The organism is Actinospica robiniae DSM 44927, from assembly GCF_000504285.1.
GTDB classification, from domain to species: Bacteria; Actinomycetota; Actinomycetes; order Streptomycetales; family Catenulisporaceae; genus Actinospica; species Actinospica robiniae.
Window position 1 is genome coordinate 329,139 of the sequence record NZ_KI632511.1, and the last position, 24,422, is coordinate 353,560.

Annotated in this window: 20 protein-coding genes; 9 read left to right on the top strand and 11 right to left on the bottom strand. The window is 69.2% G+C overall.

All coding sequences use genetic code 11. The features are described from left to right. Window positions 1–12: 12 nt before the first annotated feature. Entirely contained in the window at window positions 13–3,102 is a 3,090-nt protein-coding gene (locus ACTRO_RS01305; RefSeq protein ID WP_084315871.1) for a glycoside hydrolase family 48 protein, read from the bottom strand. 449 nt (window positions 3,103–3,551) lie between these two features. Between ACTRO_RS01305 and ACTRO_RS01310 the strand changes: the two genes are divergently transcribed. The 4 genes from ACTRO_RS01310 (at window position 3,552) to ACTRO_RS01325 (ending at window position 6,561) form a co-directional block, all read left to right on the top strand. After that, complete coding sequence (locus ACTRO_RS01310) at window positions 3,552–4,997, top strand: condensation domain-containing protein (RefSeq protein WP_034260603.1); 1,446 nt, start codon at window positions 3,552–3,554, stop codon at window positions 4,995–4,997. A gap of 100 nt (window positions 4,998–5,097) precedes the next feature. Continuing rightward, the gene (locus ACTRO_RS01315; RefSeq protein WP_034260605.1) at window positions 5,098–5,520 is read left to right on the top strand and encodes a nitroreductase family deazaflavin-dependent oxidoreductase; all 423 of its coding nucleotides are present in this window, start codon (window positions 5,098–5,100) and stop codon (window positions 5,518–5,520) included. A gap of 139 nt (window positions 5,521–5,659) precedes the next feature. Next, window positions 5,660–6,097, top strand: coding sequence for a hypothetical protein (locus ACTRO_RS01320; protein ID WP_034260607.1), 438 nt, complete (start codon window positions 5,660–5,662; stop codon window positions 6,095–6,097). 50 nt (window positions 6,098–6,147) lie between these two features. Further along, window positions 6,148–6,561, top strand: coding sequence for an organic hydroperoxide resistance protein (locus ACTRO_RS01325; RefSeq protein ID WP_034260609.1), 414 nt, complete (start codon window positions 6,148–6,150; stop codon window positions 6,559–6,561). Window positions 6,562–6,584: 23 nt separating this feature from the next. Here ACTRO_RS01325 and ACTRO_RS01330 read toward each other — a convergent pair whose 3' ends face one another. Next, entirely contained in the window at window positions 6,585–7,040 is a 456-nt protein-coding gene (locus ACTRO_RS01330; RefSeq protein WP_051450119.1) for an ArsI/CadI family heavy metal resistance metalloenzyme, read from the bottom strand. 146 nt (window positions 7,041–7,186) lie between these two features. Here ACTRO_RS01330 and ACTRO_RS01335 point away from each other — a divergent pair, with 146 nt between their 5' ends. Together ACTRO_RS01335 and ACTRO_RS01340 are read left to right on the top strand one after the other, a co-directional pair. Next, window positions 7,187–7,516 carry an ArsR/SmtB family transcription factor gene (locus ACTRO_RS01335; protein WP_245594649.1) on the top strand — a complete coding sequence of 110 codons (330 nt, stop codon included), beginning with the start codon at window positions 7,187–7,189 and terminating at the stop codon, window positions 7,514–7,516. A gap of 139 nt (window positions 7,517–7,655) precedes the next feature. After that, entirely contained in the window at window positions 7,656–8,306 is a 651-nt protein-coding gene (locus ACTRO_RS01340; RefSeq protein ID WP_034272491.1) for a maleylpyruvate isomerase family mycothiol-dependent enzyme, read from the top strand. Between the two features lie 1,379 nt (window positions 8,307–9,685). Here ACTRO_RS01340 and ACTRO_RS01345 read toward each other — a convergent pair. The 7 genes from ACTRO_RS01345 to ACTRO_RS01375 all read right to left on the bottom strand — a co-directional run bounded on the left by ACTRO_RS01345 (window position 9,686) and on the right by ACTRO_RS01375 (window position 18,895). Continuing rightward, window positions 9,686–10,120: an SRPBCC family protein gene (locus ACTRO_RS01345; protein ID WP_051450120.1), complete on the bottom strand. Its 435-nt coding sequence runs from the start codon at window positions 10,118–10,120 to the stop codon at window positions 9,686–9,688. A gap of 3 nt (window positions 10,121–10,123) precedes the next feature. After that, window positions 10,124–10,468 (bottom strand): ArsR/SmtB family transcription factor, encoded by a 345-nt coding sequence (locus tag ACTRO_RS01350; RefSeq protein ID WP_051450121.1) that lies wholly within the window; start codon window positions 10,466–10,468, stop codon window positions 10,124–10,126. Window positions 10,469–10,594: 126 nt separating this feature from the next. Beyond that, on the bottom strand, window positions 10,595–11,092 hold the full coding sequence (locus ACTRO_RS42520; RefSeq protein WP_051450122.1) for a nitroreductase/quinone reductase family protein: 498 nt from the start codon (window positions 11,090–11,092) through the stop codon (window positions 10,595–10,597). Between the two features lies 1 nt (window position 11,093). Next, window positions 11,094–11,561 carry a MarR family winged helix-turn-helix transcriptional regulator gene (locus ACTRO_RS01360; RefSeq protein WP_051452260.1) on the bottom strand — a complete coding sequence of 156 codons (468 nt, stop codon included), beginning with the start codon at window positions 11,559–11,561 and terminating at the stop codon, window positions 11,094–11,096. A 279-nt stretch (window positions 11,562–11,840) separates the two neighbouring features. Further along, entirely contained in the window at window positions 11,841–14,327 is a 2,487-nt protein-coding gene (locus tag ACTRO_RS01365; protein ID WP_084315873.1) for an arabinofuranosidase catalytic domain-containing protein, read from the bottom strand. A gap of 19 nt (window positions 14,328–14,346) precedes the next feature. Then, complete coding sequence (locus ACTRO_RS42525; protein ID WP_084315874.1) at window positions 14,347–17,802, bottom strand: discoidin domain-containing protein; 3,456 nt, start codon at window positions 17,800–17,802, stop codon at window positions 14,347–14,349. A gap of 346 nt (window positions 17,803–18,148) precedes the next feature. Beyond that, the gene (locus ACTRO_RS01375) at window positions 18,149–18,895 is read right to left on the bottom strand and encodes a class I SAM-dependent methyltransferase (protein ID WP_034260611.1); all 747 of its coding nucleotides are present in this window, start codon (window positions 18,893–18,895) and stop codon (window positions 18,149–18,151) included. A gap of 153 nt (window positions 18,896–19,048) precedes the next feature. On the opposite strand from ACTRO_RS01375, the gene ACTRO_RS01380 reads away from it, so the two are divergent. The 3 genes from ACTRO_RS01380 to ACTRO_RS01390 are packed head-to-tail and all read left to right on the top strand — an operon-like array spanning window position 19,049 to window position 21,886. Further along, entirely contained in the window at window positions 19,049–20,284 is a 1,236-nt protein-coding gene (locus tag ACTRO_RS01380) for an NAD(P)/FAD-dependent oxidoreductase (RefSeq protein WP_034260613.1), read from the top strand. A 38-nt stretch (window positions 20,285–20,322) separates the two neighbouring features. Next, window positions 20,323–21,024, top strand: a complete 702-nt coding sequence (gene folE / locus ACTRO_RS01385; RefSeq protein ID WP_051450125.1) for a GTP cyclohydrolase I — start codon at window positions 20,323–20,325, stop codon at window positions 21,022–21,024. Then, window positions 21,011–21,886, top strand: a complete 876-nt coding sequence (locus ACTRO_RS01390) for a dihydrofolate reductase family protein (RefSeq protein WP_051450126.1) — start codon at window positions 21,011–21,013, stop codon at window positions 21,884–21,886. Before folE ends, ACTRO_RS01390 begins: the two co-directional genes overlap by 14 nt. Here the strand turns inward: ACTRO_RS01390 and ACTRO_RS01395 are convergent. Both ACTRO_RS01395 and ACTRO_RS01400 read right to left on the bottom strand, forming a co-directional pair. Continuing rightward, window positions 21,865–23,652 (bottom strand): cytochrome c biogenesis protein CcdA, encoded by a 1,788-nt coding sequence (locus ACTRO_RS01395; RefSeq protein ID WP_157435633.1) that lies wholly within the window; start codon window positions 23,650–23,652, stop codon window positions 21,865–21,867. The two genes, ACTRO_RS01390 and ACTRO_RS01395, sit on opposite strands and share 22 nt — an antisense overlap. A 145-nt stretch (window positions 23,653–23,797) precedes the next feature. Further along, complete coding sequence (locus ACTRO_RS01400) at window positions 23,798–24,418, bottom strand: LysE family translocator (RefSeq protein WP_034260617.1); 621 nt, start codon at window positions 24,416–24,418, stop codon at window positions 23,798–23,800. Between the last annotated feature and the right edge of the window lie 4 nt (window positions 24,419–24,422).

Sequence of the window (24,422 nt, forward strand, 5' to 3'; positions counted from 1 at the left end):
CCGGCCGGTCGTTTATGACGGCTCGGTGCCGTAGGCCAGGGTGCCGTTCACGTACACCGTCACCTTGGTCCAGTCGGTGTACGCGGTGTTGGTGCCGTAGCTGTAGTCGTTGGTCTCGCTGAAGCTCGACCAGTCGGTCTTGTTCAACCGGTTCTGGATCTGGCCGGTCGACGCGCCCGCGGCGAGGCTGCCCGCACCGCTGGTGAAGCCGACCTGCAGGTAGTGGTCCGCGCCGGTCTTGGGCGTGGCCATGGCCACGACCGAGTGCGTGACGTTGCCCGAACCGACCACGGCGTAGTCGCAGTAGGTGCTGAAGGTGCTCGCACCGCCGTCGCTGGTGAACCAGTACCGGACGGTCACGGTCGACAGGGCCAGCGCGGCCGTGCCGGTGTTGACCACCTGCAGGCCCGGCTTGATCTGGTTGTCCGTGGGCGCCGTGTCCAGGTTCGCGTACTGCACCTTGACCGTGCCGGTCCCGGTCCCGCCGCCGGCCGCCGAGGTGGTGGCGCTGACCGCGTTCGACGCGGTCGAGTTGTTGCCGGCGGCGTCGTTCGCGGTCACCGTGTAGCTGTACGCCGTGGAGGCGGTCAGGCCGGTGTCGGTGTACGTCGTGCTGGTGCTGGTACCGACCTGCGTGCCGTTGCGGAAGACCTTGTACCCGGTCACCGCGACGTTGTCGGTCGACGCGGTCCACGAGAGCGAGACGGTGGTGCTGGTCTCGCCGGTCGCCTTCAGGTTGGTCGGCGCCGAGGGCGGCGTGGTGTCGCCGGTGCTGCCGGCGGACGTGGTGGCGCTGACAGTGTTCGACGAGGTCGAGAGGTTCCCGGCGGCGTCGGTCGCGATCACCGTGTAGCTGTACGCCGTGGAGGCGGTCAGGCCGGTGTCGGTGTACGTCGTGCTGGTGGTGGTGCCGACCTGGGTGCTGTTGCGCAAGACGTGGTAGCCGGTGACGGCGACGTTGTCGGTCGACGCGGTCCACGAGAGCGAGACGGTGGTGCTGGTCTCGCCGGTCGCCTTCAGGTTGGTCGGCGCCGAGGGCGGCGTGGTGTCGCCGCCGGTCGTGGTGCCGGCGTTGACGATCAGGTCCGCGTACACGGCGTAGGCCATGGCGATGTCCGCCTGCGCCCAGAACCGGTGGTAGGTGAAGCTGGGCGCCGCACCGCCGTTGAGGTACGCCTGGACCTTCGGGAAGTCCGGGTCGTTCTTGTACCAGGACCGGATCGAGAGGAACGTGGCGCCGGGGGCGATCACGTCGCCGTTGGGCATCTTGCCGGACCAGCCGGACGGCACGTAGACGGTGGCGCCGAAGCTGCTGTAGTCGGTCCGGACCTCGGGCACCGCGATGCCCTTGGAGTCGGCGAAGGTCGACATCGCGTCGAGCAGGCTCTTGGCGAGGGCGCTGTAGGTGGTGTTGCCGGACTTCGCGGCGTAGTAGGTCAGTGCCTTGACGTACGCGGCGCAGACACCGACGTCGTTGCCGTAGTCGGCGATGCTCACGTGCAGCCCCGTGTTGCTGCCCGGGCTCGACGGGTTCCAGGTGTCCGGCTGGCCGGACCAGCCGAGCGTGGAGGGGATCGAGAAGTTCGTGGCGGTGACCGTGGTCTCCGAGGCGGCCCACGCCATCCACTTGTCCAGGATCTTCTTCGCGGTCGCGTTCCCGGTCACGTAGTAGTACTCGGCAAGCCGCTCGACGCCCCACGCCTGCATGCCGAACCAGTTGTTGCTCGGCGGGTCGTGGTAGACCGGCTCCCAGTCATAGGCCATGCCGTAGAACGTCGAGTCGCCCGACGGCGGAGTGCTGTACGAGCCGTTCCAGCTGTTGGTGCAGCCGCCGGCGAGCGCGCCCTCGGCGGACTGGAGCCACTGCAGGAACTCCAGCTGCCGGCCCAGGCTGCTCGCCCAGTCGCCCTTCGCGGTCGGCGACATCGGCGTGAGCGCGGCCACGTTCGACATCGCGTAGGCGGCCAGCGGGTTCTGGTAGCCCTGGTGCGAGGCGCCGTCGCCGATGCGCCACGCCCAGCCGCCGCCGGGCTCCGCTCCGCCCCAGGCGTAGTACCAGGCCAGCAGGTAGTGCTCGGAGCTGCGCGAGCTGCCGGCGGCGCAGCCGCTGGCGCTGGTGCAGTTGCCGATCTGCTTGAAGTACTTGTCGAACAGCGAGTAGCGCAGGAAGTCGCCCATCTTGGCGGCCTTGGCCACCGAAGCGGAGACCTGGCTGCCGGAGCCTTGCGCCGCGGCCCACGTGTACGCCCAGTACGCGGCCTGAACGGCGCGGGCGTCGGCGTCCGGGGCGTTCGTGTACTTCCACTGCTGCGAGTAGGCGCTGGACTGCTTGACGAACAGGTCCAGGTAGCCGTTCGTGCCGCCGTACTTGAACAGGTCGGTGCAGGGCTGGGGGATCGTCAGCCACACCGACTCCGCGGAGCCGCGCTGGTAGCTGTTGATGTAGGACGGTCCGGTCGCTGTCGGGCCGGCCTCCGCCCCGGTGCCGGGGGTGTTGCCGTAGCCGTAGGTGTTGTCGACATCCATCAGCCAGTGCATGCCGTAGATGTCCGACGTGCCGTACGTCGAGGTCAGCTCGCCGGCGAGCGGGTCCTGGCCGACGGCGACGGAGGAATCGAGCGGGCTCGGGTAGTCGCTGGGGTCGGGCCACTCCGGCGCGTAGGTGGCCGGCGAGCTCGCGTTGTACGAGCTGTTGCTCGGCTGGTCCACGTGCTGCGGGATGATGTAGTGCTCCGCGGTGGTCCAGGCGTTGTTGAAGGCCGTCCAGTCGCCGGTCACCCGGCCGTAGGTGGCCTCGAGCCAGAACCAGAAGCTGAACGCCTCGGAGGTGGTCTGGTGCCCGTGGTCCGGCGCCTCGACGATGAGCGTCTCGACGCAGTGGTACGGGATCCCTTCCGGGCTGAAGTAGCCGTTCGCCGAGTTTTTGATCTTGGCGTACTGGGTCAGGAACGCCTGGGTGTAGGCGTCGGTGGCGGCCGCGGCGGGCGTCGCCGCGCCGGCGGTGGCGGCTCGTGCCTTCGCGAGTGTGGGCAGGCCGCCCACCGCCATCAGCGCGGTGCCGGCCGTGACGGCAAAGCGCCGTCGAGACAGGGATTCAGCCATGACAGCCTTTCTCCTTCGGGGCAATCTGGGTGATCGTGGGAAGGCTAGGCATGGCCCTTCGGGGCCGTAAAGCGCTTACCGCAAAATCCGGGGCGCGGCCGAGCCGGATTTCTTCGGCCGCGGAGCGGCCCGCGACGGCTCCAGCGCTTGAGAACAACGGCCATGGCCTGCGCCCGAGCCCGCGGAGGCCTCTCGCGCCGCTTCGGGCGGGCGCCGCGCCGGACGGGCCGGATTCACCGCCGGTTTTCGTGAAGCTTTCACACCTGGAGCAACGCCGATATCAATGCTCTTAATCTCGTCTTCATCTCCGTGCGCTCCGGCGCGGGAGCGAAAATTTCGCGGCCTTGACAGCGCCGAACCCGCGGGCGGCGGGCGCGGCCGCGCGGGCGCGGTTGACACCCGGGGCGGCGGTGAGTCAGGTTCCTGATTGTCGTCGAGAGGGGCGGGCCATGGCCGTCGCGCGGAGCACGATCTCGATTCGCTTCCAGGGTGCGGGCAGCGGTGCCGGCGAGCTGACCTGGGGCCAGGTGGAACTCTGGGACGCGATCGTGCGCACCGGCCGCACGTTCAACATCGGCGGCGCGCTGCCGATGCCGCCGGGCACCACCGCCGCGGACGTGGCCGTGATGCTGCGGTTCTGGATCTGCAGGCATCCCTCGCTGCGGACCCGGCTGCGGTTCGAGCCCGACGAAGCGTCAGCCGGCTCGCCGCGACGGCCGGTCCGTCCGCTGCAGGAGGTCGCGGCGGCGGGGGAGGTGGCCTTACACGTGGTGGACGTCGACGCCGAGGACGACCCGGCCGCGGCCGCCGAGGAACTGCGGGTGGAGTTCGAGGTGCCGGCCTTCGACTACGCGAACGAGTGGCCGGTGCGGATGGGCGTCGTGTGCCGCGACGGCGAAGTCACCCATATGGTCGTCCAGTACTGCCATCTGGCGGTGGACGGCGGCGGAATCGACGCGATGGTGGCGGATCTGGAGTCCCTCGATCGGACCAGCGGTCTCGAGACCGCGCCGCCGAACGGGATCACGCCGCTGGAGCTGGCCCGGTCCCAGTCCACCCCGGCCGGCCGCCGCGCCAGCGACAAGTCCCTGCGGCACTGGGCCAACGCCCTGCGCGGAGTACCCGCCCGCCGGTTCGGCCACGCCGGGGAGGGATGCGAGCCGCGCTTCTGGGAGCTGTACTGCTACTCGCCGGCGATGCACCTCGCGCTGCAGCGGATCGCCGACCGCACCGAGACGAACACCACCCACGTGCTCTTCGCCGCCTACGCCGTGGCTCTCGCGCGGGTGACCGGTGTCAACCCGAGCCTCGCGCAGACGATCGTCAGCAACCGCTTCCGCCCCGGCCTCGGCCCGCTCGTCGGCGCCGTCTCGCAGCCCGGACTGTGCGTCGTCGAGGTCGCGGATAAGACTTTCGACGAGGTCGTCGCCCTGGCCTGGAAGGCGGTGACCGCGGGCGCCCTGCACGGGTACTACCGCCCGGACGGCCGCAACGAACTGCTCGACCGGCTCAGCGAGGAGCACGACGAGCCGTTCGACATCTCCTGCTTCGTCAACGACCGCCGCCGCGAAGCCGAGCTGGAGCCCGGGCGTCCGCTGCCGAGCGAGGAGCAGGTGCAAGCGGCGTTGAAGCAGAGCATGTTCCGATGGGAGCGCAAGGAGTCCACCTTCTCGGGCAGCCTGTTCCTCCAGGTCGACTCGGGCCCTGACCTCACCGCGCCGGAGCGGATCACCCCGGAGCAGCTGGCCGTGCCCGCCGTCTATCTCGAAGTGTGGGCCGACACGCGCTACCTGCCGCCTGACGACATGGAGACGTTCGCGCGGACGATGGAGGAGATCACGGTCCAGGCCGCCTTCGATCCGGCCGTGGCCACCGGCGTCCACGCGGGTAGCTGACGCGCCTTCCGCTGGTCCCGCGAAGCCCAGCCAGAGTCCTGAGGCACGGCCCGCGCGTTCGTTTGGTCCCGCCCCGACGACCCAGGGCAGAATCATCGTCATGACCAGTTCCATTGACTTGCACGGAGACCCGCACGTCGCTCGCTACCTCGAGACGGACGGCGAAGACGGATACCACTGGCGCAACGACACGACGATCCTGCTGCTGTTCACCAAGGGCCGGAAGAGCGGCGAACAGCGGTCCCACGCCCTGATCTTCCGTCCGTTCGGCGACGCCTACACGGTGGTCGCGTCGAAGGGCGGCGCCGAGCAGCCGCCGGCCTGGTTCCTCAACCTCCAGGCCGACCCGAACGTCGAGGTCCAGATCAAGGCCGACCGTTTCCGCGCCGTCGCGCGCGTAGCCACGCCGGAGGAGAAGCCGGCGATGTGGGCCTCGATGGTGGAGGCCTGGCCGGATTACGACGCTTATCAGACGAAGACGCCGCGCGAGATCCCGGTCGTCGTGCTCGAGCGCGTCAAGTAGCCGAAGGGCTGTGCTGTGCCCGGCCCGCGCTGCGCGGGCTGGGCAGGGCTCGGTAGGGCTCGGTAGGGCCGGGCACCGCCGCGTCGTCATACCCTCCAGGGAATCGCATGACCGCGCCCGCTTGGGCAGACTCGGCCGCATGAGCATCCCGCAGAACGACAGCGACCTCGAAGCGGTCATCGACGTGTACCTGGCGCAGTGGAACGAGCCAGACCCGGAGCATCGCCGTCAGCTGATACGACGAGTGTGGGCGATCGACGCGGTGCACGTGCTGGTGAACGCCACGAGCGACGTCCGCGAGACCGCCGCCCGCTTCGCCATCCCCTTCCCACCACTCGTGGTGCAGGGCCACGACGGCCTCGACGCGCGGGTCGGGCGCGCCTACGAGATGTACGTCGCCCCGGGGCAATACCGTTTCGAGCGAGAGAGCGAGCCGGTCCGGCAGGCCGGCGCGGCGGTGTCGTTCACCTGGGTGATGCGCGACCGGACGGACGGCGGCGTGGCCGGGAGCGGCTTCGACGTGCTGACCTTCGCCGCCGACGGCCGTATCCGCTCCGACCACCAGTTCGTCGCCTGACCGCGACGCGGTCGCCATCCGTGGAGAAACCTCGACTGACGGAGTATCGAATGAGCGCGCTTTACACCTCGGAAGCCACCGCGACGAACGGCCGGGAGGGCAGAGTCTCGAGCCCTGACGGCCAGATCGACTTGGCCCTCGCGTTCCCGGTGGAGGCCGGCGGCACCGGCAAGGGCACCAACCCCGAGCAGCTGTTCGCCGCCGGCTACTCGGCCTGCTTCGGCAGTGCGCTTGACGCGTCGGCCCGTCAGGCGAAGGTGAACATCAGGGGCACTACCGTCACCGGCGAAGTCACCCTGAACAAGGACGACGACGGCTTCGCCATCTCGGTCGTGCTGCGGGTCGCCCTGCCGGAGGCCGTGAGCAAGGAGGAGGGCCGCAAGCTCGTCGAGGCGGCCCACCAGGTCTGCCCGTACTCCAAGGCGACGCGCGGCAACATCGACGTCGAATTCGTGGTGGAGTAGCCGGCTCCCGCGACCCGCGGCGGTCAGTCGGCGCAGGCTGAGGCTGTGACTGTGGCCGCGCGGTCGGCTCCGGTCGGCCGACAGCAGTCGGTCTGGCCTTCGAGGTCGGGGCGGGCATCGGCGAGGACGGTATAGACCTCCCAGCGCTCGCCGCCGGGGCCGGTGACCCAGACCTTGTCCTGCACCGCGTAGCAGCAGGTGGTGTTCTCCTGCACGTCGGTGGCCAGACCTTGTGCGGCCAGACGAGTGACGGCGGCGGCGACCTGTTCGGCCTCCTCGACCTCGACGCCGAGGTGGTCGAGCCGAGCAGGCTCGTCGCCTTCGTCTTCGATCAGGACCAGCTTGAGCGGGGGCTCGGCGATGGCGAAATTGGCGTAACCGGGGCGGCGCTTGGCCGGTTCGACGCCGAAGAGCTTGCTGTAGAACGCGATCGAGCCGTCGAGGTCGGATACGCGCAGCGCGAGCTGGACGCGGGACATGATGACCGCCCTTCCCTGGGATAGACGGATGTCTATGCAACCGACCTTGCCCCATGGATCGATGACTGTCAATATAGACGCGTGCCGAAGTCTGCAGGGTCCGAATCGGGGCTGCCGGTGCTTCCTGTGCTTCCGGCCCCGGCCTGCTGCGCCCCGATGGTGCGCGAGCCGCTGTCCGAGGGCGACGCGAAGTCGCTGGCCGCCTCGTTCAAAGCGCTCTCGGACCCGGTGCGTCTTCGGCTGCTCTCGCTGATCGCCTCCTTCGAGGGCGGCGAGGCATGCTGTGCGACTTGACCGGGCCGTTCGACGTCTCGCAGCCCACGATCAGCCACCACCTGAAGGTGTTGCGCGAAGCCGGGCTGATCGACTCCGAGCGGCGCGGGACCTGGGTGTACTACTGGGTGCTGCCCGGCGCGCTCGCCCGACTCGGCTCGCTGCTGGCCGTCGACGACGCAGCGGACGCGGGCGCCCGATGAGCCGCTCCGCGAGCCGCTCGGAAAAGTCCTCGGCGACGAGCGACGATGCTGCCGTAGGGCGGGCGCGCTCGGCGAGCCTGTGGTCGACCGCGACGGCCGCCTGACCGATCATCACACCGCCGAGCCGAGGAGCCCGCTCATGAGCCCGACCGACCATCAGCGCCGGCCCGTCTGGCCCCTGATCCATGCCGAGCGGGCCGCTCTGGCCGAGGATCTGGCGCGGCTGACGGAGCGTCAGTGGGGCACTCAGTCGCTGTGCGACCGGTTCACCGTCCGCGAGGTGCTGGCTCACCTGACCGCGGGAGCCAGTCTCGGCCCGGCGCGATGGATGGCGGGCGCGCTGCGTTGCCGCTTCGACTTCGACCGGATGAACGCCATGCGACTGGCCGAGCACATGGGCGCCGCCCCGGCCGATACGCTCGCCGGCTTCCGCGCGGTGGCTCCCGGCACGACCAAGCCCCTCGTACCTGCGCAGGCGATGCTCGGCGAAGCCATCGTGCACGCCGAGGACATCCGCCATCCGCTGCGCATCGACCGCGACTATCCCATCAGTACTTTGACCACACTGGCCGATTACTATCAGGGCTCGAACGTGCCCGCTCAGACGAAGGCGCGCATCCGCGGCCTGCGACTCGCGGCGACGGACGGGCCCTTCACCACCGGCTCAGGGCCGCTCGTCACCGGCGCGACGCTGCCCTTGATCATGGCTATGGCAGGCCGCGTGGCCTACTTCGACGAACTCGACGGGGACGGCGCGTCCATCCTGCGCGAGCGCAGCGGTCAGCCGTGACCAACTGCGCGGGGTGTGCTGCTACTGGCTTAGGGCGAGTTGATGATCGACTGGGTGTTGGTGGGGTGTGGTGGCCTCTCGAGTCGGGGTGGTCGTCGCGGTGTGGGCGGCCGCTTCGCGTCGCCCTGTTTGTCTGACCACCCGCCCACCCGTTGCGTTGGCGGGGTGGGCGGGGGTTTCAAGCTTTCGCCTCCGGCGTGGGCCCTTCTCTCGGAGAGTGTGCCGGGTTCGTGTGGGTGCTGGCGCCGGCGGGGCGGGCTGTTGTTCGAGATGGTGGGGTTGCGGGTGCGTGCTCTCTCCTCGGTCGGTCCCCGGAGGCAATCAGGAACCTGCCGGGAGGTCAAGCGGCGGTGGTTTCCGTTGGTGGTGGATTGTGTATGGCGCCGCTTGACCTCCCGGCAGAACCCTGATGGGGCTTCGCCTGCCCGACCGAGGAGAGAGCCCACCCCCTAGGGAGTGGTGCGAGCTGCGCTCGGGCCGATTCCCGTCCCGTGGCCTGGTCGCGCTCGGTGCGGAAGAATCCTGCATCGCCGTTCTGGGCCGCTGTCTTCTCCTCTACTCCTTCAACGCCGGGGAGCACGCCCGAGTGCCCGGAAATCTCCCATATTTTTTCTTTTCCGGTAAAGGACGGATACGCGGTTTTTGTCGGTGATGGCGTCTAGCATGGAAGAGTACGGGGATCGGGGCTTGTGACGGGAGGGTGGTGGACGGGGTGGCTGGTCAGATGGCGTCGGGAGGGTGGCCGAAAGCGGTGCAGGATTTCCCCTCGGCGTGCGACCGCGCCACACGACTCGAGCACCGGCGCCTTCACACGGGTCGAGGTTCGGGATGCTCGGACCAGGGCGATGCAGGATCGAGCATCAAGCGTGACCGGAGCACCGAGCCCATCGCACGGATCAAGGGTCGGGATGTTCGGATCCGGGTGATGCAGAATCCTTCCGCATCGAGCGCGGTCGGGCCGGGACTCTGCCTGAGCGCAGCTCGCACCGGACCCTCAGGGGGCGCGCTCTCTCCTCGGTCCGGCAGGCGAAGCCCGATCAGGAACCTGCCGGGAGGTCAAGCGGCGCGATGCAAGATCCAGCATCAACGGGAACCGCCGCCGCTTGAGCTCCCGGCAGGTTCCTGATTGCCTCTGGTGCCCGGCCGAGGAGAGAGCACGCCCCCGGCACCCAACCACCCCGAACCTCAGCCCGCCCCGCCAACCACCCCACCCCACAGACTCCGGCATTCTCTCCGAGGGAGGGCCCGCGCCGGAGGCGAGATCTTGAAACCGCAGCCCACCCTGCCAACGCAACGGGTGGGCAGGGTGGGCAAGCGAAACCGTGGGCGGGAGCGAAGCTCCCTCCCACACCGCGCGGTCACCGCCACCCGACAGGCCACTACGCCCCACCAGCATCCAGCTGATCATCAATTCGCAGTAGAGCGGCGTCAATGCGGGGGAGCACCTTCGGCCAGCCTCCGCCCATACCCTCGAACGCTGCCTTGCCCATAGGGGTCGCGAGGTTGAAACCGCTGTGGTCGAGCAGCAGCCGGGTGCCCGCGCCCTCGGGCTCCAGCGTCCAGGTGACGGTGGTGTCCAAGACCCCCTCGGCGAAGCGGTAGCTCAGCCGGTGCTCCGGCTCCACCTCGACGACCTCGCACTGCTGCCGGCCCCACCCGGCCATGTCGAGGGTGAAGCGGTGTCCGACCACCGGCTTGATGTCGCCGGCCGACCACCAGCGGGCCTGCAGGTCCGGCTCGGTCAACGCGGCCCAGACCCGGGCGGGCGGGTGGTTGAGCAGCTGCTCGCAGTGAATGGTCCGGGTGTCGGACATGCCTTACTCCTTGGGGGTATCGGGGTGCTCGTCGAGGGCTGACTCCTCGGCGTCGAGGAAGTCGGCCAGGTCCTGGATGCGCTGCTTCCAGAACCGCTCGAACGGCGTGAGCCAGTCCTCGACCTCGGCCAGCCGGGCCGCTTCGAGGTGGTAGAAGCGGTGCCGGCCGCGCGGCTCCTCGCGCACGAGTCCGGCGGCCTTGAGCACGGCGAGGTGCTCGGAGACCGCCGGGCGGCCGAGCGCGAACTCGCCGGCCAGATCGGTCGTGGCCCGCGGCCCGTCGCGCAGGTGCTCGAGGATGCGGCGGCGCACCGGGTTGGACAGCGCCGCGAAGACGTCGGTGGACACGGCTCCACATTAGGTCGGGAGTTCCCGACGCGTCAAATTTATTCGACGCGTTTCCCGGGAGCTCCCGCGCAAGCCGTCCCGGTCAGGCCGCGTCCCGCGCAAGCCATCCCGCTCAAGCCGTACCGGTCAGGACGCCGGCTCGGCGAGGTGCCAGCGCACGATGCAGAAGCCGTGCTTGATCGCGTTCGCCAGCGCCGCCGGTTCGGGACGTCCGTCCGGGCCCTTCGGCAGCCCGATGAACTTGCTGGCGGCCGGGTTCCCGGCGGCCATGACCCCGAGCAGCCGGACCACCTCGTCCTGGTCCCGCACGAGTTCCGGAACGGCCTGGTGGTCGCGGCCGCGGATGCGCAGGCGGACCGGGGTGGTCTCGCGGAGGTTGTACTTCCACTTGCCGCCGCCCGGGGTCAGCAGCACCTCGCCGTCCCTGACGTAGCTCAGCGGCTGCTTGTAGAGCCGGCCGGACTTGCGCCCGATGATGTAGGCGAGCATGAGCCGGCCGCCGAGCGGCGTGGCCACCGGCAGGCCGAGCACGCGCCGCATGCCGATGTTCGCGGTGTTCATCACCCGCGCCTGGGCGCGTCGCTTGAACGGCACTTTCGCGCCCGCGGCAGTCTGGTTCGACATGTCACTCTCCTTCTGCGAGCCCCTGCCAGGGCACTGCCGTGTCCGCGCCGCCGACGTTCGCCACGAGGCGGTCGAGCAGAGCCGAGAGAGCAGCCGCGTCGTTCTCGGTCAGGCCCTGGTGCAGCCTGCTGTTGAACGCCATCGCGGCCTCTCGCAGCCTCAGGAACGTCTGCCGGCCCTCTTCGGTCAGCTCCACCACGTGCACCCGCCGGTTCCCCGGATCGCGCTGCCTGGTGATCAGGCCGCGTTTCTCCAGCGCGTTGAGGTGGTGGGTGAGCGTGGCGTCGGTGACGCCGACCGCCTCGGCCAGCGCCCGCTGGTGCGGCAGGCGGTGGATGGTCAGGTTCAGCAGGATCAGCCAGACCGGAAGCGTCCCGCCCGCTTGCCCGAGCGCCTCGTCGAAGGCGCGGCTCACGGTGCGGGCCGCCTGGCTCAGCTGAAGCCCGATCGGGGCCTGGAAGCTCGGCATGACGGTCACCCTAGCAGGGCTGGTTGATGTCTAACGTTTAGAAGTCTAAGCGTTTGTCATCGAAGGAAGCAAGCTCGGTGGGCGCAGGCAGAAGGACGCCGTCGGCAGTCGGGGAAAAATATCGATGCTGGCTTGTCATGTAATTGCATATGAGCGCAATATCTTCATGGTCATCATCTCCCGGCTCCGACCGAGCTGGCGGTTCATCGGAGGTGTCCGCGGCATGGAAATCGCCCTGGGACCCATCCAGCTGGATGGGTCCCGGGGCGAATCGTTCTGTCAGGGCACGAGGCTGAACGCCTGCGATGCGGTGCCGTTGCAGGCGTACTGCGCGAGCTGGGCTCCACTGCTGGTCGAGGGAGTGCCTATGCAGAGGCCTGAATTGTCCGCGTTGAACGTGTAGTAGCCGGAGTACTGGAGGGTCGAGGAGAAGAGCGCGTTGGTGTTGCCGGTGCCGCCGTAGTTCCAGGTCTGGAGCGTCGCTCCTTGGCCGGTGGCCGCGATTCCGCCGGTGATGTTCCAGCTCTCGCCTTCGGACTGCGAGTTCTCGTTGACCACTTCGTAGTAACCGCTGACCGACGTCGGGACGAACTGCCACCTCTGGCTCGTGGCCCCGGTACAGGCCGACTGCTGCACGGCGGTGCCGTTGGCGGTCGAGGCGCCGGCGGCGGTCGCGCACAGACCAGAGCCCTCATTGACGACCTGGTACCACGACGAACTGTTGATGCCCGAGTTGGGCACGAGCTTGAAAGCCTGAGCAGTGCTGCCGTTGCACGTGTTCTGCACGAGCTGAACCCCACTGCTGGTGGAAGGGGCGCCGATGCACAGACCCGAGTTGTCGGCGGCGAAGGTGTAAGTGCCGGAGCTGCCGAGCTTCGCGTTGAACAGCGCGTTGGTGTTGCCGGTTCCGCCGTAGTTCCAGGTCTGGAGCGGGACTCCCTGCCCGGTCGCCCCGACCCCGCCGGTGATGTTCCAGCTCTCGCCTTCGGACTGCGAGTTGTCGTTGACCACTTCGTAGTAGCCGCTGACCGAGGTCGGCACGAACTTCCACAGCTGGCTGGCCGAACCGGTGCACGCTGACTGGTTCACGGCGGTGCCATTGGCGGTCGAGCCACCCGCGGCGGTCGCGCACATACCAGAGGCCTGGTTGACGACTTCGAACCACGACGAGGTCACGCCCGACGCGGCGAAGCTCATGTTGTGGACGTTCCAGCCGCCGTTGTCCTCGTCGAGCACCAGCGTCTGGGTGCCTGCGGGCAGCGTGAGCGTGGCGGTCACCGTGGTCCAGTTCTGCCAGCCCCCGGTGGCCGGGACGTTGATGTTGCCGGTGAGGTTGGTTCCCGACAGGTTGGCTATGTGGAGGCCGTCGGTGACGCCGCTGGGCGAGGCCAGGCGCATGCTCACCGTGTAGGTGCCCGCGCCGGCCGCGTCGACGGTGTACCGGAATCGCTGCCCGCTACCCGTCCAGCCGAGGTCGTACGCGGCGCCCGTACCGGTCGTGCCGGTGGTGTCGCCGGTCGTCTCCAGGTCCACGCCGTCGCTACGGTAGCTGTCGGCCGTGCCGTTGACCGAGCTGACGCTGTACCCCACGCCCTGTCCGCCGGTGTCGTAGTTGGCGGCCTGGACGGTGCCGGGCACTGCGGGCGCGCCGCCGCCGTAGGCGGCTTCGCCGGAGGGCGTCAGACTGTAGCCTGCGGCGACGATGTTCGCCTGGACCGCGCTCTGTGTGGCCTGGGACGGGAACCCGGCGACGTCGGCGGCCTCGAAGAACTCTCCGGTGCCCAGGCTGGTGTTGTCCCCGCCGGTGCCCAGTTCGATGGAGCTCTGGATCTTCATCGGGTTGTACCCGTTCGGCAGGGCGCCCGAATAGGTCTGGATCAGCCCGCCCGCCTGGGCGTCACCGTACTGCAGGGTCATGTTGGTCGACCCGTTGTTCTCCTCCCAGGCGCTGAGGAACGAGGCGTTCTCGCTCGGGTAGGCGGACGGGTTCGCCCCGGTGTTGCTGAAGTACATGCCGTTCTCGATGTCAGCGCCCACCCAGGGGCCGGGACCGGTGCAGTTGCCCGTCCAGCAGTCGGTGCCGTAGTAGATCGCGTTCATGGTCGCGTTGCCGTCATCCGAGTCGTTGGACTCGCCCTGGCCGAAGTCGAAGCAGCAACTGGCATCGGTCAGGTTCGAGGAGGTGACCATGTACAGCCCGTCCGCGGCGGAGCCGGTCGGCAGGTTGCGAGGAGAGTTGTCGCGGTAGCCGACGCCGAACTTGTCGACTTGGATCCCGTACGCGGGCTGGCCTCCGACGTAGATCGGCAGCGCCTGTGCGGGTGCGCCGATGTCCGCGCCGTTGGCGCCGGGGCCCGCGTTCCCGCCGCCACAGCCCGAGCAGGCGGTGCCGGGGGAGATCGGCATGTTGTTGGCGTTCGAGGTCTGATCGTAGAGTTCTGTGATGGTGCAGTTCGTGCCGGCGCAGAACGAGTTCTCCGGCGCCACGTTGACGACCCCGCCGGCCGACTCCAGGCCGACGTTGAGGTAGGTCGAGTCGGAAGCGCGCTGGACCTGGTAGAGCGGCCCGTCATAGGCCCCGAACAGCGCCCGGGTGGTGCTGTAGGCGGCTTCGCACGGGGTGCCGCCGGAAGCGTAGATGTCGCAGGCCTCGGACGTGGCCGCGTGCGCGGTCGTGGCGCCGAACGCGAGGATGGCGCACGCGACCGTCAGCACGAATGCCGCGGCCAGCCCTGCCCATCGTCGGGGGAGGGTTATCGAGAACATGTGTCAGCCTTCGTGGTCGTCAGGGGGCGTAGAGGGAGAATTCCGAGACCTGCGCGCCGTTCTGCACGCTGTTGGCCGTGAAGTTCAGCTGCACGTAGCGCTCGCTGGTGCCCGACGGCACCGTGATCGTGACGGTGTTGCCGCTGCTGGGGTTGAAGGTGTACGCCGCCGAGGAGACGAGCGTCGTCCACGTGCTGTCGTCGGTACTGCCCAGGATCGAGAGTGTCTGGGTTCTGGTTTGCCAGGCGGACGACGGCGGCAGGTTGAGCACGACGGCGCCGATCGCTTGGCTGCTGCCCAGGTCCACGGTCAGGGTCGAGGGCCAGGCGCCGTTGGTGCTCTCCCAGTACGTGCTCGTATTTCCGTCGTCTGCGTTGGCGGGCGCGTAGTTCTGGGTCGAGCTGCTCGCGCTGATCGGCCGGTTCAGCGCCAAATCAGGCTTCGGGCCCCCCGAATCGGCGGCGATGCCCCACACCTGGAACTCCGAGACCTGCGCGCCGTTCTGTACGCTGTTGGCCGTGAAGTTCAGCCGCACGTACTGATCGGACGTGCCGGACGGCAGGTTGATGGTGACCGTGTTTCCCGTGCTGGGGTTGAAGGTGTAGGTCGCCGAGGCGACGATCGTCGTCCAGGTGCTGTTGTTGGTGCTGCCCAGGATCGAGAGCGTCTGGGTCCTGGTTTGCCAGGCGGATGACGGCGGCAGGTCGAGCACGACGTGGTTCAGCGCGTCGCTCGCGCCGAGGTTCACGGTCAGAGTCGAGGGCCAGGCGCCGTTGGTGCTCTCCCAGTACGTGCTCGTATTTCCGTCGTCTGCGTTGCCCGGCGCGTAGTTCTGCGTGGAGCTGCTGGCGCTGATCGGCGCATTGAGGGCGAGGTTGACGGACGTGCCGCCGCTGCTGGTTCCGGTGCCCGATAGAGCGACCGTCAGCGAGGCGTTCGTCGCGTTGCTGGCGACGGTAAGCGTTCCGGAAGCCGAGCCGGCCGCGGTCGGCGTGAAGGTGACATTCGCCGCGCAGGACGCGCCGGCAGCGAGCGCGCCGCCGCAGGTGTTCGTCGCGGCGAACGGGCCGGACGCGGCGACAGACGAGATCGTCGCCGTGGCGCTACCGGTGTTGGTCAGGGTTACGGTCTGCGCGGCCGTGGTCGCGCCGACGCTCTCGCTGCCGAACGCGAGCGAGGTCGGCGACGCGCTCAACGTGGCGGTGCCGCCGCCGGAGCTCGTCGTCGACATCGTCACGTTGCTGACGATCAGCGGCTGGCTCGGCGCGGTGACCTGCAAGCGCAGATCGGCGCCCATGTTCTGGGCCTCGTCGAACTGAGCCCCGGTCAGCTGCACGTTCGCCGTGGCCCAGGTGCCGGTGCCCGGGCTGGAGACGGACGGGCCGGACTGGTAGGCGTTGGTCGGCGTGTCGTACTGCACCGCGAAGCCCTGCCCGGCCGACGCCCAGTAGGTGACCTGCATATTCACCGTCGAGGCGGTGGCCACCGCGCTGAACGGGTCGAGCTGCAGGTAGACGTTCGCGTCCGAGGAGCCGCTCTGCGCGAGCGTCCAGGTCTCCACCGCCGCCGTGCCGCTCTGGGTGAGCTGGGTCAGGTTGCCGTCAGCGCCCTGATTGGTCTGGCCGACGCCCAGGAACTGCAGGCCGCCGCTGGAGGATCCGGGCGTCGCGGTCACGTTGGTGGCACCGGTCTTAGAGGCCGGGCAACTCGCCGACGCAGTTCCCGCCGGTGCGGCGCCGGCCACCACGTTCCAGAGGGTGAGTGAGGCCGCGGCGATGTTCGCCGACGCGCAGATCAGCCCGCTGGACTGGACCGTCTGCGGTACAGCCGCGCCGGTCGCCGCGTTCACCAGGTGGTAGCTGCCGGAGTTGAGCTCGAGCCCGGTCGGGTTGATCGCGATCGGGCTGTTGTACGCGGTGCCGGAGGTGATGTCGGCCAGTGTGATCGTCGCACTGGTGTGGCTGCTCGCGACGGTCGGGATGGTCTGCAGCACGCCCGCGTTGGCCAGCAGCGCGTACGCGGGGGCATAAGCGGCCAGCTGGCCCTCCTGGGTGAGCACCTTGCCGCCGCCCGACTGATACGCGGTCAGGTTCGCGTCCACGCCGTTGAGCGGAAGCACCGCGGTGAACTGCGACAGACTCACCGCGCCGTTCGCGACTTCCTGGCTGGTGACGACCGCGAAGCCGGACTGATAGTTCTGCCACAGATTCGTGATCTCGTCCTCGACGTTGTTCAGGTTGCCGCCCGGCGATCCGCCGTAGCCCTGCGAGACGTCGATGTAGACCGCGGCCGGCTGCTGCGGGTACGAGCCGGACAGCCCCCGCAGTGTCGAGACCCAGTTGAGGTAGACCGGGAAGCCGACGGTGTCCTTCTGGGTGCCGTCGTGGATGAAGAAGTCCTCGCCGGCGCCGTTCGGCAGACCCATGGCGTAGCTGGAGAGCCACTGCACCGCCTGCGCCGCGAGCTGGCTGCTGTCGCTCGGCGCGGTCCACTCCTGCGCCAGCTTCACCCCGTACGCGCGGGCCAGGGAGCCGAGGGTGAGGGTCAGGCCGGGAGACTGCGCCGCGTCGTCGATGACTGCGACGTTGTACTTCTTGGCCAGCGCGAAGAAGGTGTCCGGGTTGTTCGCGTATGCGGGCGCGTTCGCCAGGTGGCCGCCGAAGTAGTAGTACAGCGGCGTGCTCGCGGTCACGTTCCGGACATCGGCGGTGAGCTGGTCGTACGTGGTCTGCACGCTCCAGGCGCGGAAAGCCTGGTAGACCGCCGCGAGCGACTGCCCGGGCGCGGCCGAAGGGACCTGGCTGAAGGACGAGTAGGACGTGCCGTAGTCCGTGTTGAAGGCGGCGATCGTGCCGTAGGTCGCGGGCAGGTACGTGTTGCGGAACTCGGCGACGTCCGCGGCCGCCCAGCCGCCCGCGCCACCGTTGACGTCCCACTGCGCGTCGAGGAATCCGTAGTCGAGGATCGAGCCGCCGTAGCCGGCCTCGTTCGCGATGTGCTGGACGGTGTCGGTCACGTAGGTGAAGTACTCGGACTGCTCGGTGGCGTCCCACCAGGCGGGGGCAGGGCCCTGCGTCCCGCTGCTGGTGGTCTCGAAGTCGGTGATCCAGGGCGCGGGAGAGCCGCCCCAGCCCGATTGCCAGAAGATCGGGACCAGCTGGATCCCCGCTGCGGCCGCGTTCGCGAGTTCCTGGTCGATCTCGGTGAAGTTGAACGTGCCGACGGAGGGCTCGAGGGTGCCCCACGGCATGTTCAGTTCGGCGCTGTTGAGGCCGTCCGCCTTGAGCGCGGCGAAGCTCGCCTCGCTCCAAGCGGTGCCGTTGTTGTCGAAGTCGAGCTGGGTCGACCAGATCGGCGTCACCGGAGAGGACGCGGCGGTGGCGGGGGCGGCGAGGGCCACGCCGCCCGCCCCCAGTAAGCCGGCGACACCGGCTACGGCCGCGGCGCGCCGTAAAGATCGGATGTGATGGGACACCTCGGGCTCCTTCGCAGGGCACTGGCTGTGGGTCGCGGTGCACCGTGGAACGTAATCACCCGAGGGGTTTTCTGCAATATGCCGATGAGGACTTTGCCAATCATTGCTAGTGGATGAAAGATCCGCGCGGATCAAGCGGGCGGCGTGGCACCCACACCCGGTACCGCGAGGTGGTGAGCGGCTGGAGCTCGAGCGGCTGTCGGTTCCCGAGCGAGGCGAGCATGTCGGTGGGAGCTCCTGGCGTTGTCTCGACTCTCCGGGCCGGCCTGGGAGCGGGCCGACACGTGCGGGTACCGGAAGTCGATCATGCTGGAGCACCGAGAGGGCGCATTTGGCGCCCGCGTGTTCACGACGAGGCGGCGAGCAGAATCGTGTGGAAGCGCTCGGTGACGAGCCCGTCCGGGAACTGATCTGCCAGCAGCCGACGCTCCCGGGCGATGAAGTCTGGCATGGCGTCGCCGAGCTGTGCGATGTACGACCGGGACGCCACGTAGCGCAGGTACGTCTCCAAGTCGATCGTGCGCTGCCAGGCGAACGTGAGGGTCTGCGGGCTGAGCCCGGGGGTCTGGCCGTAGTCCTCGGTGATCTCGGTCTCGGAGAAGCGGCGCCAGCCGGGGGCGGCTTCGGCGATGCGCTCGGCGTGCGCACGCTCCCAATCCGCCTCGTAGACCGTCTGGTTCCACCAAATCGCGAGCAGTCCGCCCGGTCGCAGGACACGTCGAGCCTCGGCGACTGCCCGCGCCTTATCCATCCAGTGCCAGGCCTGCGCGCACGTGACTATGTCCGCGCTGCCGTCGGCGAACGGGAGCGCATGCGCACTGCCCTGGACGGCGCGGACGCCGGGCGAGCCGGCGGCGAGCTTGGCCAGCATGGCCGCGGAGAGTTCGAGGGCGACGACGTGCGCCCCGCGCTCGGCCAGTTGGCGCGAGGCGATGCCGGTGCCGGCGGCCACATCGAACACCAGGGCCCCGTCGAGGCGCACGGCCCCGAGGAGCCTGTCGAGGGTCTCGAAGAGCTCGGCAGGGTACTGCGGCCGGGCCGCGGCGTAGTCGCGCGCGGTGGAAGGGGAGTCGAACTTGGACACATCCGCCATGCGCTCCACAGTAACGCGCATGAGCGTTCTCCAAAACAATCTGTCGCGGGAACGATCCATGGCCTTGACGCCGCCTAGGAATAAGGCCAATACTTTTTAGTCGAACGCAGAGGCCGACGCGCAGCACGACGCAGTGTGGAGGGAACGACGCTCATGGCGGCAACCGAACCCATCGTGATCATCGGAGCGAGTCTCGCGGGCGTGAAGGCGGCCGAAGCCCTGCGGGAGGCCGGCTACGCCGGCGCGATCACGCTGATCGGCGACGAGAGTGAGCCGCCCTACGAGCGGCCGCCGCTGTCCAAGCAGTACCTGATGGGCACTCAAGAACGCGGGAAGATGTTCGTGCACGACCCGGAGTGGTACCGGGAGCAGCGCGTCGATCTGCTGCTCGGCAGCGCCGTCGAAGCGATCGACCGCGAGCGCGGCGCCGTCGTCCTGGCCGGCGGCCGTCGCCTCGCCTACGGCGAACTGCTCCTGACCACCGGCGCCCGGCCGCGTCGCCTCTCCGTCCCCGGCGCGGACGTCGAAGGCGTGTATTACCTGCGCCACGTCGCAGACTGCGAACAGCTCCGGCACCTGTTCCAGACCGCCTCGCGGGTCGTGCTGGTCGGTGGCGGTTGGATCGGGCTGGAAGTCGCGGCCGCGGCCCGTGAGGCCGGAGTCGAGGCGACCGTGGTGGAGATGGACGCGCTGCCGCTCGGGCGCGTCCTCGGCCCCGAGATCGCGCGCGTGTTCGCCGACCTGCACCGTGAGCACGGCGTGGACCTGCGCACGGGCGTGCAGGTCGCTGAGATCCTGGGCGAGGGCGGTCGGGCGAGCGGGGTGCTGCTGGCCGACGGTACGCGTATCGAGGCTGACGCGGTGATCGTCGGCGTCGGCGCCGTCCCCAACGTCGAGCTGGCCGAAGCGGCCGGGCTCGTAGTCGACAACGGCGTCGTCGTCGATGCGTCCTTGCGTACATCGGACCCGCACATCTTCGCGGCCGGCGACGTAGCGAACGCCTTCCATCCCTTGCTGGGCAAGCACATCCGGGTCGAGCACTGGGACAATGCCCGCCGACAGTCGAAGGCTGCTGCGCAGGCCATGCTCGGCGAGGACGTCGCCTACGATCACGTGCCGTACTTCTTCACCGACCAGTACGACCTCGGCATGGAGTACTCCGGACATATCGAGCCCGGCGGATACGATGAAGTCGTGGTACGCGGGGACCTGAGTGCCCGTAAGTTCGTCGCGTTCTGGCTCGACCGAGGACGCGTCAAGGCCGGCATGAACGTCAACATCTGGAACGTGAACAAGCAGATCCAGCGACTGGTGCGTTCCGGTGACGTCGTCGACAAGGGCAGACTCGCCGACCCGGACGTACCGCTGGACACCCTCAGCGCATCCTGACACGACGGCGCATCCCGACGGAAAGGCGGCTTCTCACGGTGAAAGCTCCGCAGCTGACGGCTCTGGTCAACGGCAAAGCCCTGCCGCGCCCCGACGACGAGGACGCCGCCTGGCCCGGCGTGCACCAGCGGCAGATCGACCCCGAACAGTGGGAGCGCTACGAAGCGAACCTGCTCGAGATATTCACGGCGCTCGGCATGCCGCCGGGCACCCCGGGCACCGAGGACACGCCGCGCCGATTCCTGCGCGCGCTCTACGACGCGACCAGCGGCTACGAGGGTGACGAGAAGCTGGTCACCACGTTCCCGACCGAATGCCACAGCGGTTCGGCTTCCCGCCTGAGCCAGATCGTCGAAGGCCCGATCCCGTTCTACTCCCTGTGCGAACACCACGCGCTGCCGTTCCACGGCACCGCCTACCTCGGGTACATCGCGCACGAGCGTATTCTGGGCCTGTCCAAACTCACCCGCCTCGTGCGCCTGTTCGCCCACCGCCTCACGGTCCAGGAACGACTCGGCGAGCAGATCGCCGACGCACTCGAGCACATCCTGGCCCCGCACGGCGTCGCCATCCACATCGAGGCGGTGCATCTGTGCACCCAGATGCGCGGAGTGCGCGAACTCGACTCCAGCACCCGCACCTCGACCTGGCGCGGCGCCTACGCCGAAGACCCCAGCCTGCGCGCCGAGTTCTTCCAGCACCTGCAAGCTCCGTCGGGACCGGGCCGTGCCCGATACTGAGCTCAAGCTGGCCGGGCCGGGCACCTCCACCCGGCCACTGGAGATCCTCTACGAGCACCCGGACATAGCCGGCCGGCCCCTGCCCGCAGGCCTCCACGCGCTCTACGGCGGCGGTTTGGATCTGCCCTCGCCGTGTCTTTACGCGAACTTCGTCGCCTCGATCGACGGTGTGGCCGCGCTCGGGCCGGAGCACCCCTCATCCGGATCGGCAATCAGCGGCCGGGAGCCCGCCGACCGGTTCGTCATGGGTCTGCTACGCGCCTTCGCGAGCGCAGTCCTGATCGGCGCCGGCACTCTTCGCGCCACTCCGACACACCATTGGACCCCCGAGCACGTCTACCGTGCGGCAGCACCCGAGTTCGCCGCGCTCCGCGCTTCTCGCGGACTGTCCGCGCAGCCCGAGCTCGTGATAGCCACCGCGCGCGGCGATCTGCCCGCCGACCACCCCGCCCTCGAGGCGGGAGCCGTGATCGCCACCACCGAAGCCGGAGCCCGCCGCCTGGCCGGACGCATACCCGGAACGTGCACGATCCTGGCCCTCGGCGACTCGCCGACGATCGACCCGGCCGTGCTCATGCAGGCCGTCCGCGCGCGCGGACACGCCGTCGTCCTCACCGAGGCCGGACCCCGCCTGATCGGCCGACTGGTGGACCGGGGCCTGCTCGACGAGCTGTTCCTCACCATCGCACCCGTCCTCGCCGGCCGCGACCGGATCCCGCGCGCCGGGCTGATCGCAGACCTCGAGCTGCTCCCGGGCCGCCGGGAGACCGCCGACCTGGTCGGTCTGCGCCGCCAGGCCTCGGTCCTGTTCCTGCGCTACCGGCTGTCCTCGCCTCAGCCTCAGCCGAAGGTGAAGGAGTAGGCGCTCAGCCCGGGTGACAGGGTGAGGGTGAGCGTGCCGGACTGCGGGGTGCTACCGCCGACCACGGTGTAGATGTCCGGCGCGCCGGAGACGTTGTAGACAGTGGTCTTGCCGTCGACAGTGGCGGTGACGGTGCCGGTGCCGCCGACGTCCAGGTAGACGTAGTCCGCGTCGAAGTTCAGCTCGATGCCGGCGCCGGCGCCCGAGGTGATCGACTCGTCGGCCACATTCCAGTTGCCGGTGAGCGCGAACGCGCTGGTGGGCAGCGAAGGCGGATAGCTGTACTTGCTCGTGCCGTCGGTCAGCGAGCCGGCCGAGCTGCCGGCGAAGCTGTCCGCGCGCTCGGCGCCCAGGTACGTCTCCGGGGTCTGATTCTGATTGGTGGGGGTGGTGTCGCGCACATCCGTCGCGGCGGGGAGCGCGACCGTGGGGTGCGCGGCGGTGAGCAGCTGCCGGATCAGTGACTCGGTCTGCGAGTAGTCGCCTTCGCCGATCGACACGTGGCGGACCTCGCCGGTCGAGTCCACGAGGTATTCCGCCGGCCAGGATTCATTGCCGAAGTCGTTCCAGGTCGTGTAGTTGTTGTCCAGCGCGACCGGGTAGGTGATGTGCAGCCGGGCCACGCCGGCCTGCACGTTCGACGCGACGTGCTCGAAGGCGTACTCGGGCGTGTGCACGCCGATCACGACCAGGCCGTCGGCGGCATAGTTCTGATACCAGGCCTCGACGTGCGTGATCGCGCGCTGGCAGTTGATGCACGAGTAGGCCCAGAAGTCGACGAGGACGACCTTGCCCTTGAGCTGCGCCGGGGTCAGCGCCGCGTCGCCGGGGGTGTTCAGCCACTGCTGGATCCCGTCGATCTTGGGCTGGGTGCCGCAGTTCTGCAGCGTGGCGGCGGCTTCCTCCGCGCAGGCCTGCAGGTCCTGGGACTGGCCCGAGCTGATCAGCCCGGCTCCGGCGTGGTCCAACGCCGTGTTCAGCGTGTTGGTGTAGTCCGGGATGGCGCGTTGCAGGGCGTCGGTGACGTTGAAGGTCAAAGCCACGGCGAGCGCGACGACCATCACTCCGGCCAGCGCCCGCACCTTGCGCTGCCGGTCGCGGAACGCCCGTACCCGCTCGGCGATGCGCCGGCCGGCGAGGGCGAAGAAGAGCAGCGGAAGCGTGGTGCCCAGGCCGAAGGCGAGGGTCAGTGCGATCGTATGCGCGCCGATCTTCCCGGTGGCGCCGGCGACCGTGATCGCGGCGAGTACCGGTCCGGCGCACGGGACGTACACGGCGCCGAGCGCGAGTCCGAGGACGAAGCCGCCGTGGTCGCCGGTCACCCGCAGCTGGGGGATCCGCGCGAACGGGCGCTCGAGGAGCGCCTCCACGCGCGGGAAGAGCATCCCGATGCCGAGCAGGACGAGGACGACGAGGCCGGCCCAGCGGATGATGTCCTTGGGCAGCGGCAGGACACTGAGCACGAGGGTGCCCAGCAGGGTTATCAGGCTGAAGCTCAGCGCCAGACCGGCGACGATCAGATAGGGGCGCAGTCGGTCCCGGCGCAGCTTGCGCATGCGCTCCAGCCGGGCGCGTTCGCGGGCCGCTTTGGTCCCTCCTGCCTTGTTCCCGCCCGTGCCCGATGCGCCCGACGCGCCGGCTGTCCCCGACGCGGTCGCCGCGCCGCCGGATCCGGACAGGAAGACCACCGGCAACACCGGCAGCACGCACGGGGAGATACCCGTGATCACGCCGCCGAGGAAGCCGATCAACACCAAAGCCGGCACCGCGTGCCTCCGGATCTCGTCGGGGCGCGGATCCCAGCCGTGCCTAGGAACCTTCTACCGCCTCAAGCTGAAGTGAAGGATCGGGCCGCAGACCCGTTCCCACGAGGTGCTGACGTGGCGGAGGCGCTGTCGGTTCAATCCGGTCTCAGGCGAGCGCGCTGCGCAAGCCGAGGCCGATGAGTACGCAGCCGGTGATGCGCTTCCACCTCCCCTTCGCGCGTGCCGATGCCAGGAAGCGGTTCGCCCCGGACAGGACGACCGTCCAGCCCGTCAGCCAGGCGGCGACGAGCAGGCCCTGAGCGGTCGCCAGGGTCAGGATCTGCGGCGCGAGTTCGTGGTGGACGTCGAGGAACTGCGGGACGAGGGTCAGGAAGATGGACGCGGCCTTCGGGTTCAGCACGTTCGCGAGTACGGCCTGGCCGTACGAGGCGACTGCGCCGCGCGGTTCGCGCTCGGCCGGCGTGCCGTCGCCCGGGGGAGTGGGGACGGTGCGCCAGCAGTGCACGCCGAGTCCGATCAGGTAGGCGGCTCCGAGCAGCCGGACGATCTCGAAGTCCGTGCTGGAGTGCATGACCAGCGCGGAAAGGCCGGCGATGGCCAGTGTGGCGTGGACGTAGAGGCCGGTGACGGTGCCGAGGATGATCGGCAGCGCACGGCCGCGGCCGCGCGCGGTGACCTCTCGGACGACCAGTGTGAGGCTGGCGCCCGGCGTGGCGACCAGCGGGAAGACGGCGGCGAGGAACGCGAGGATGAGTGAAGGCCGCACGTGG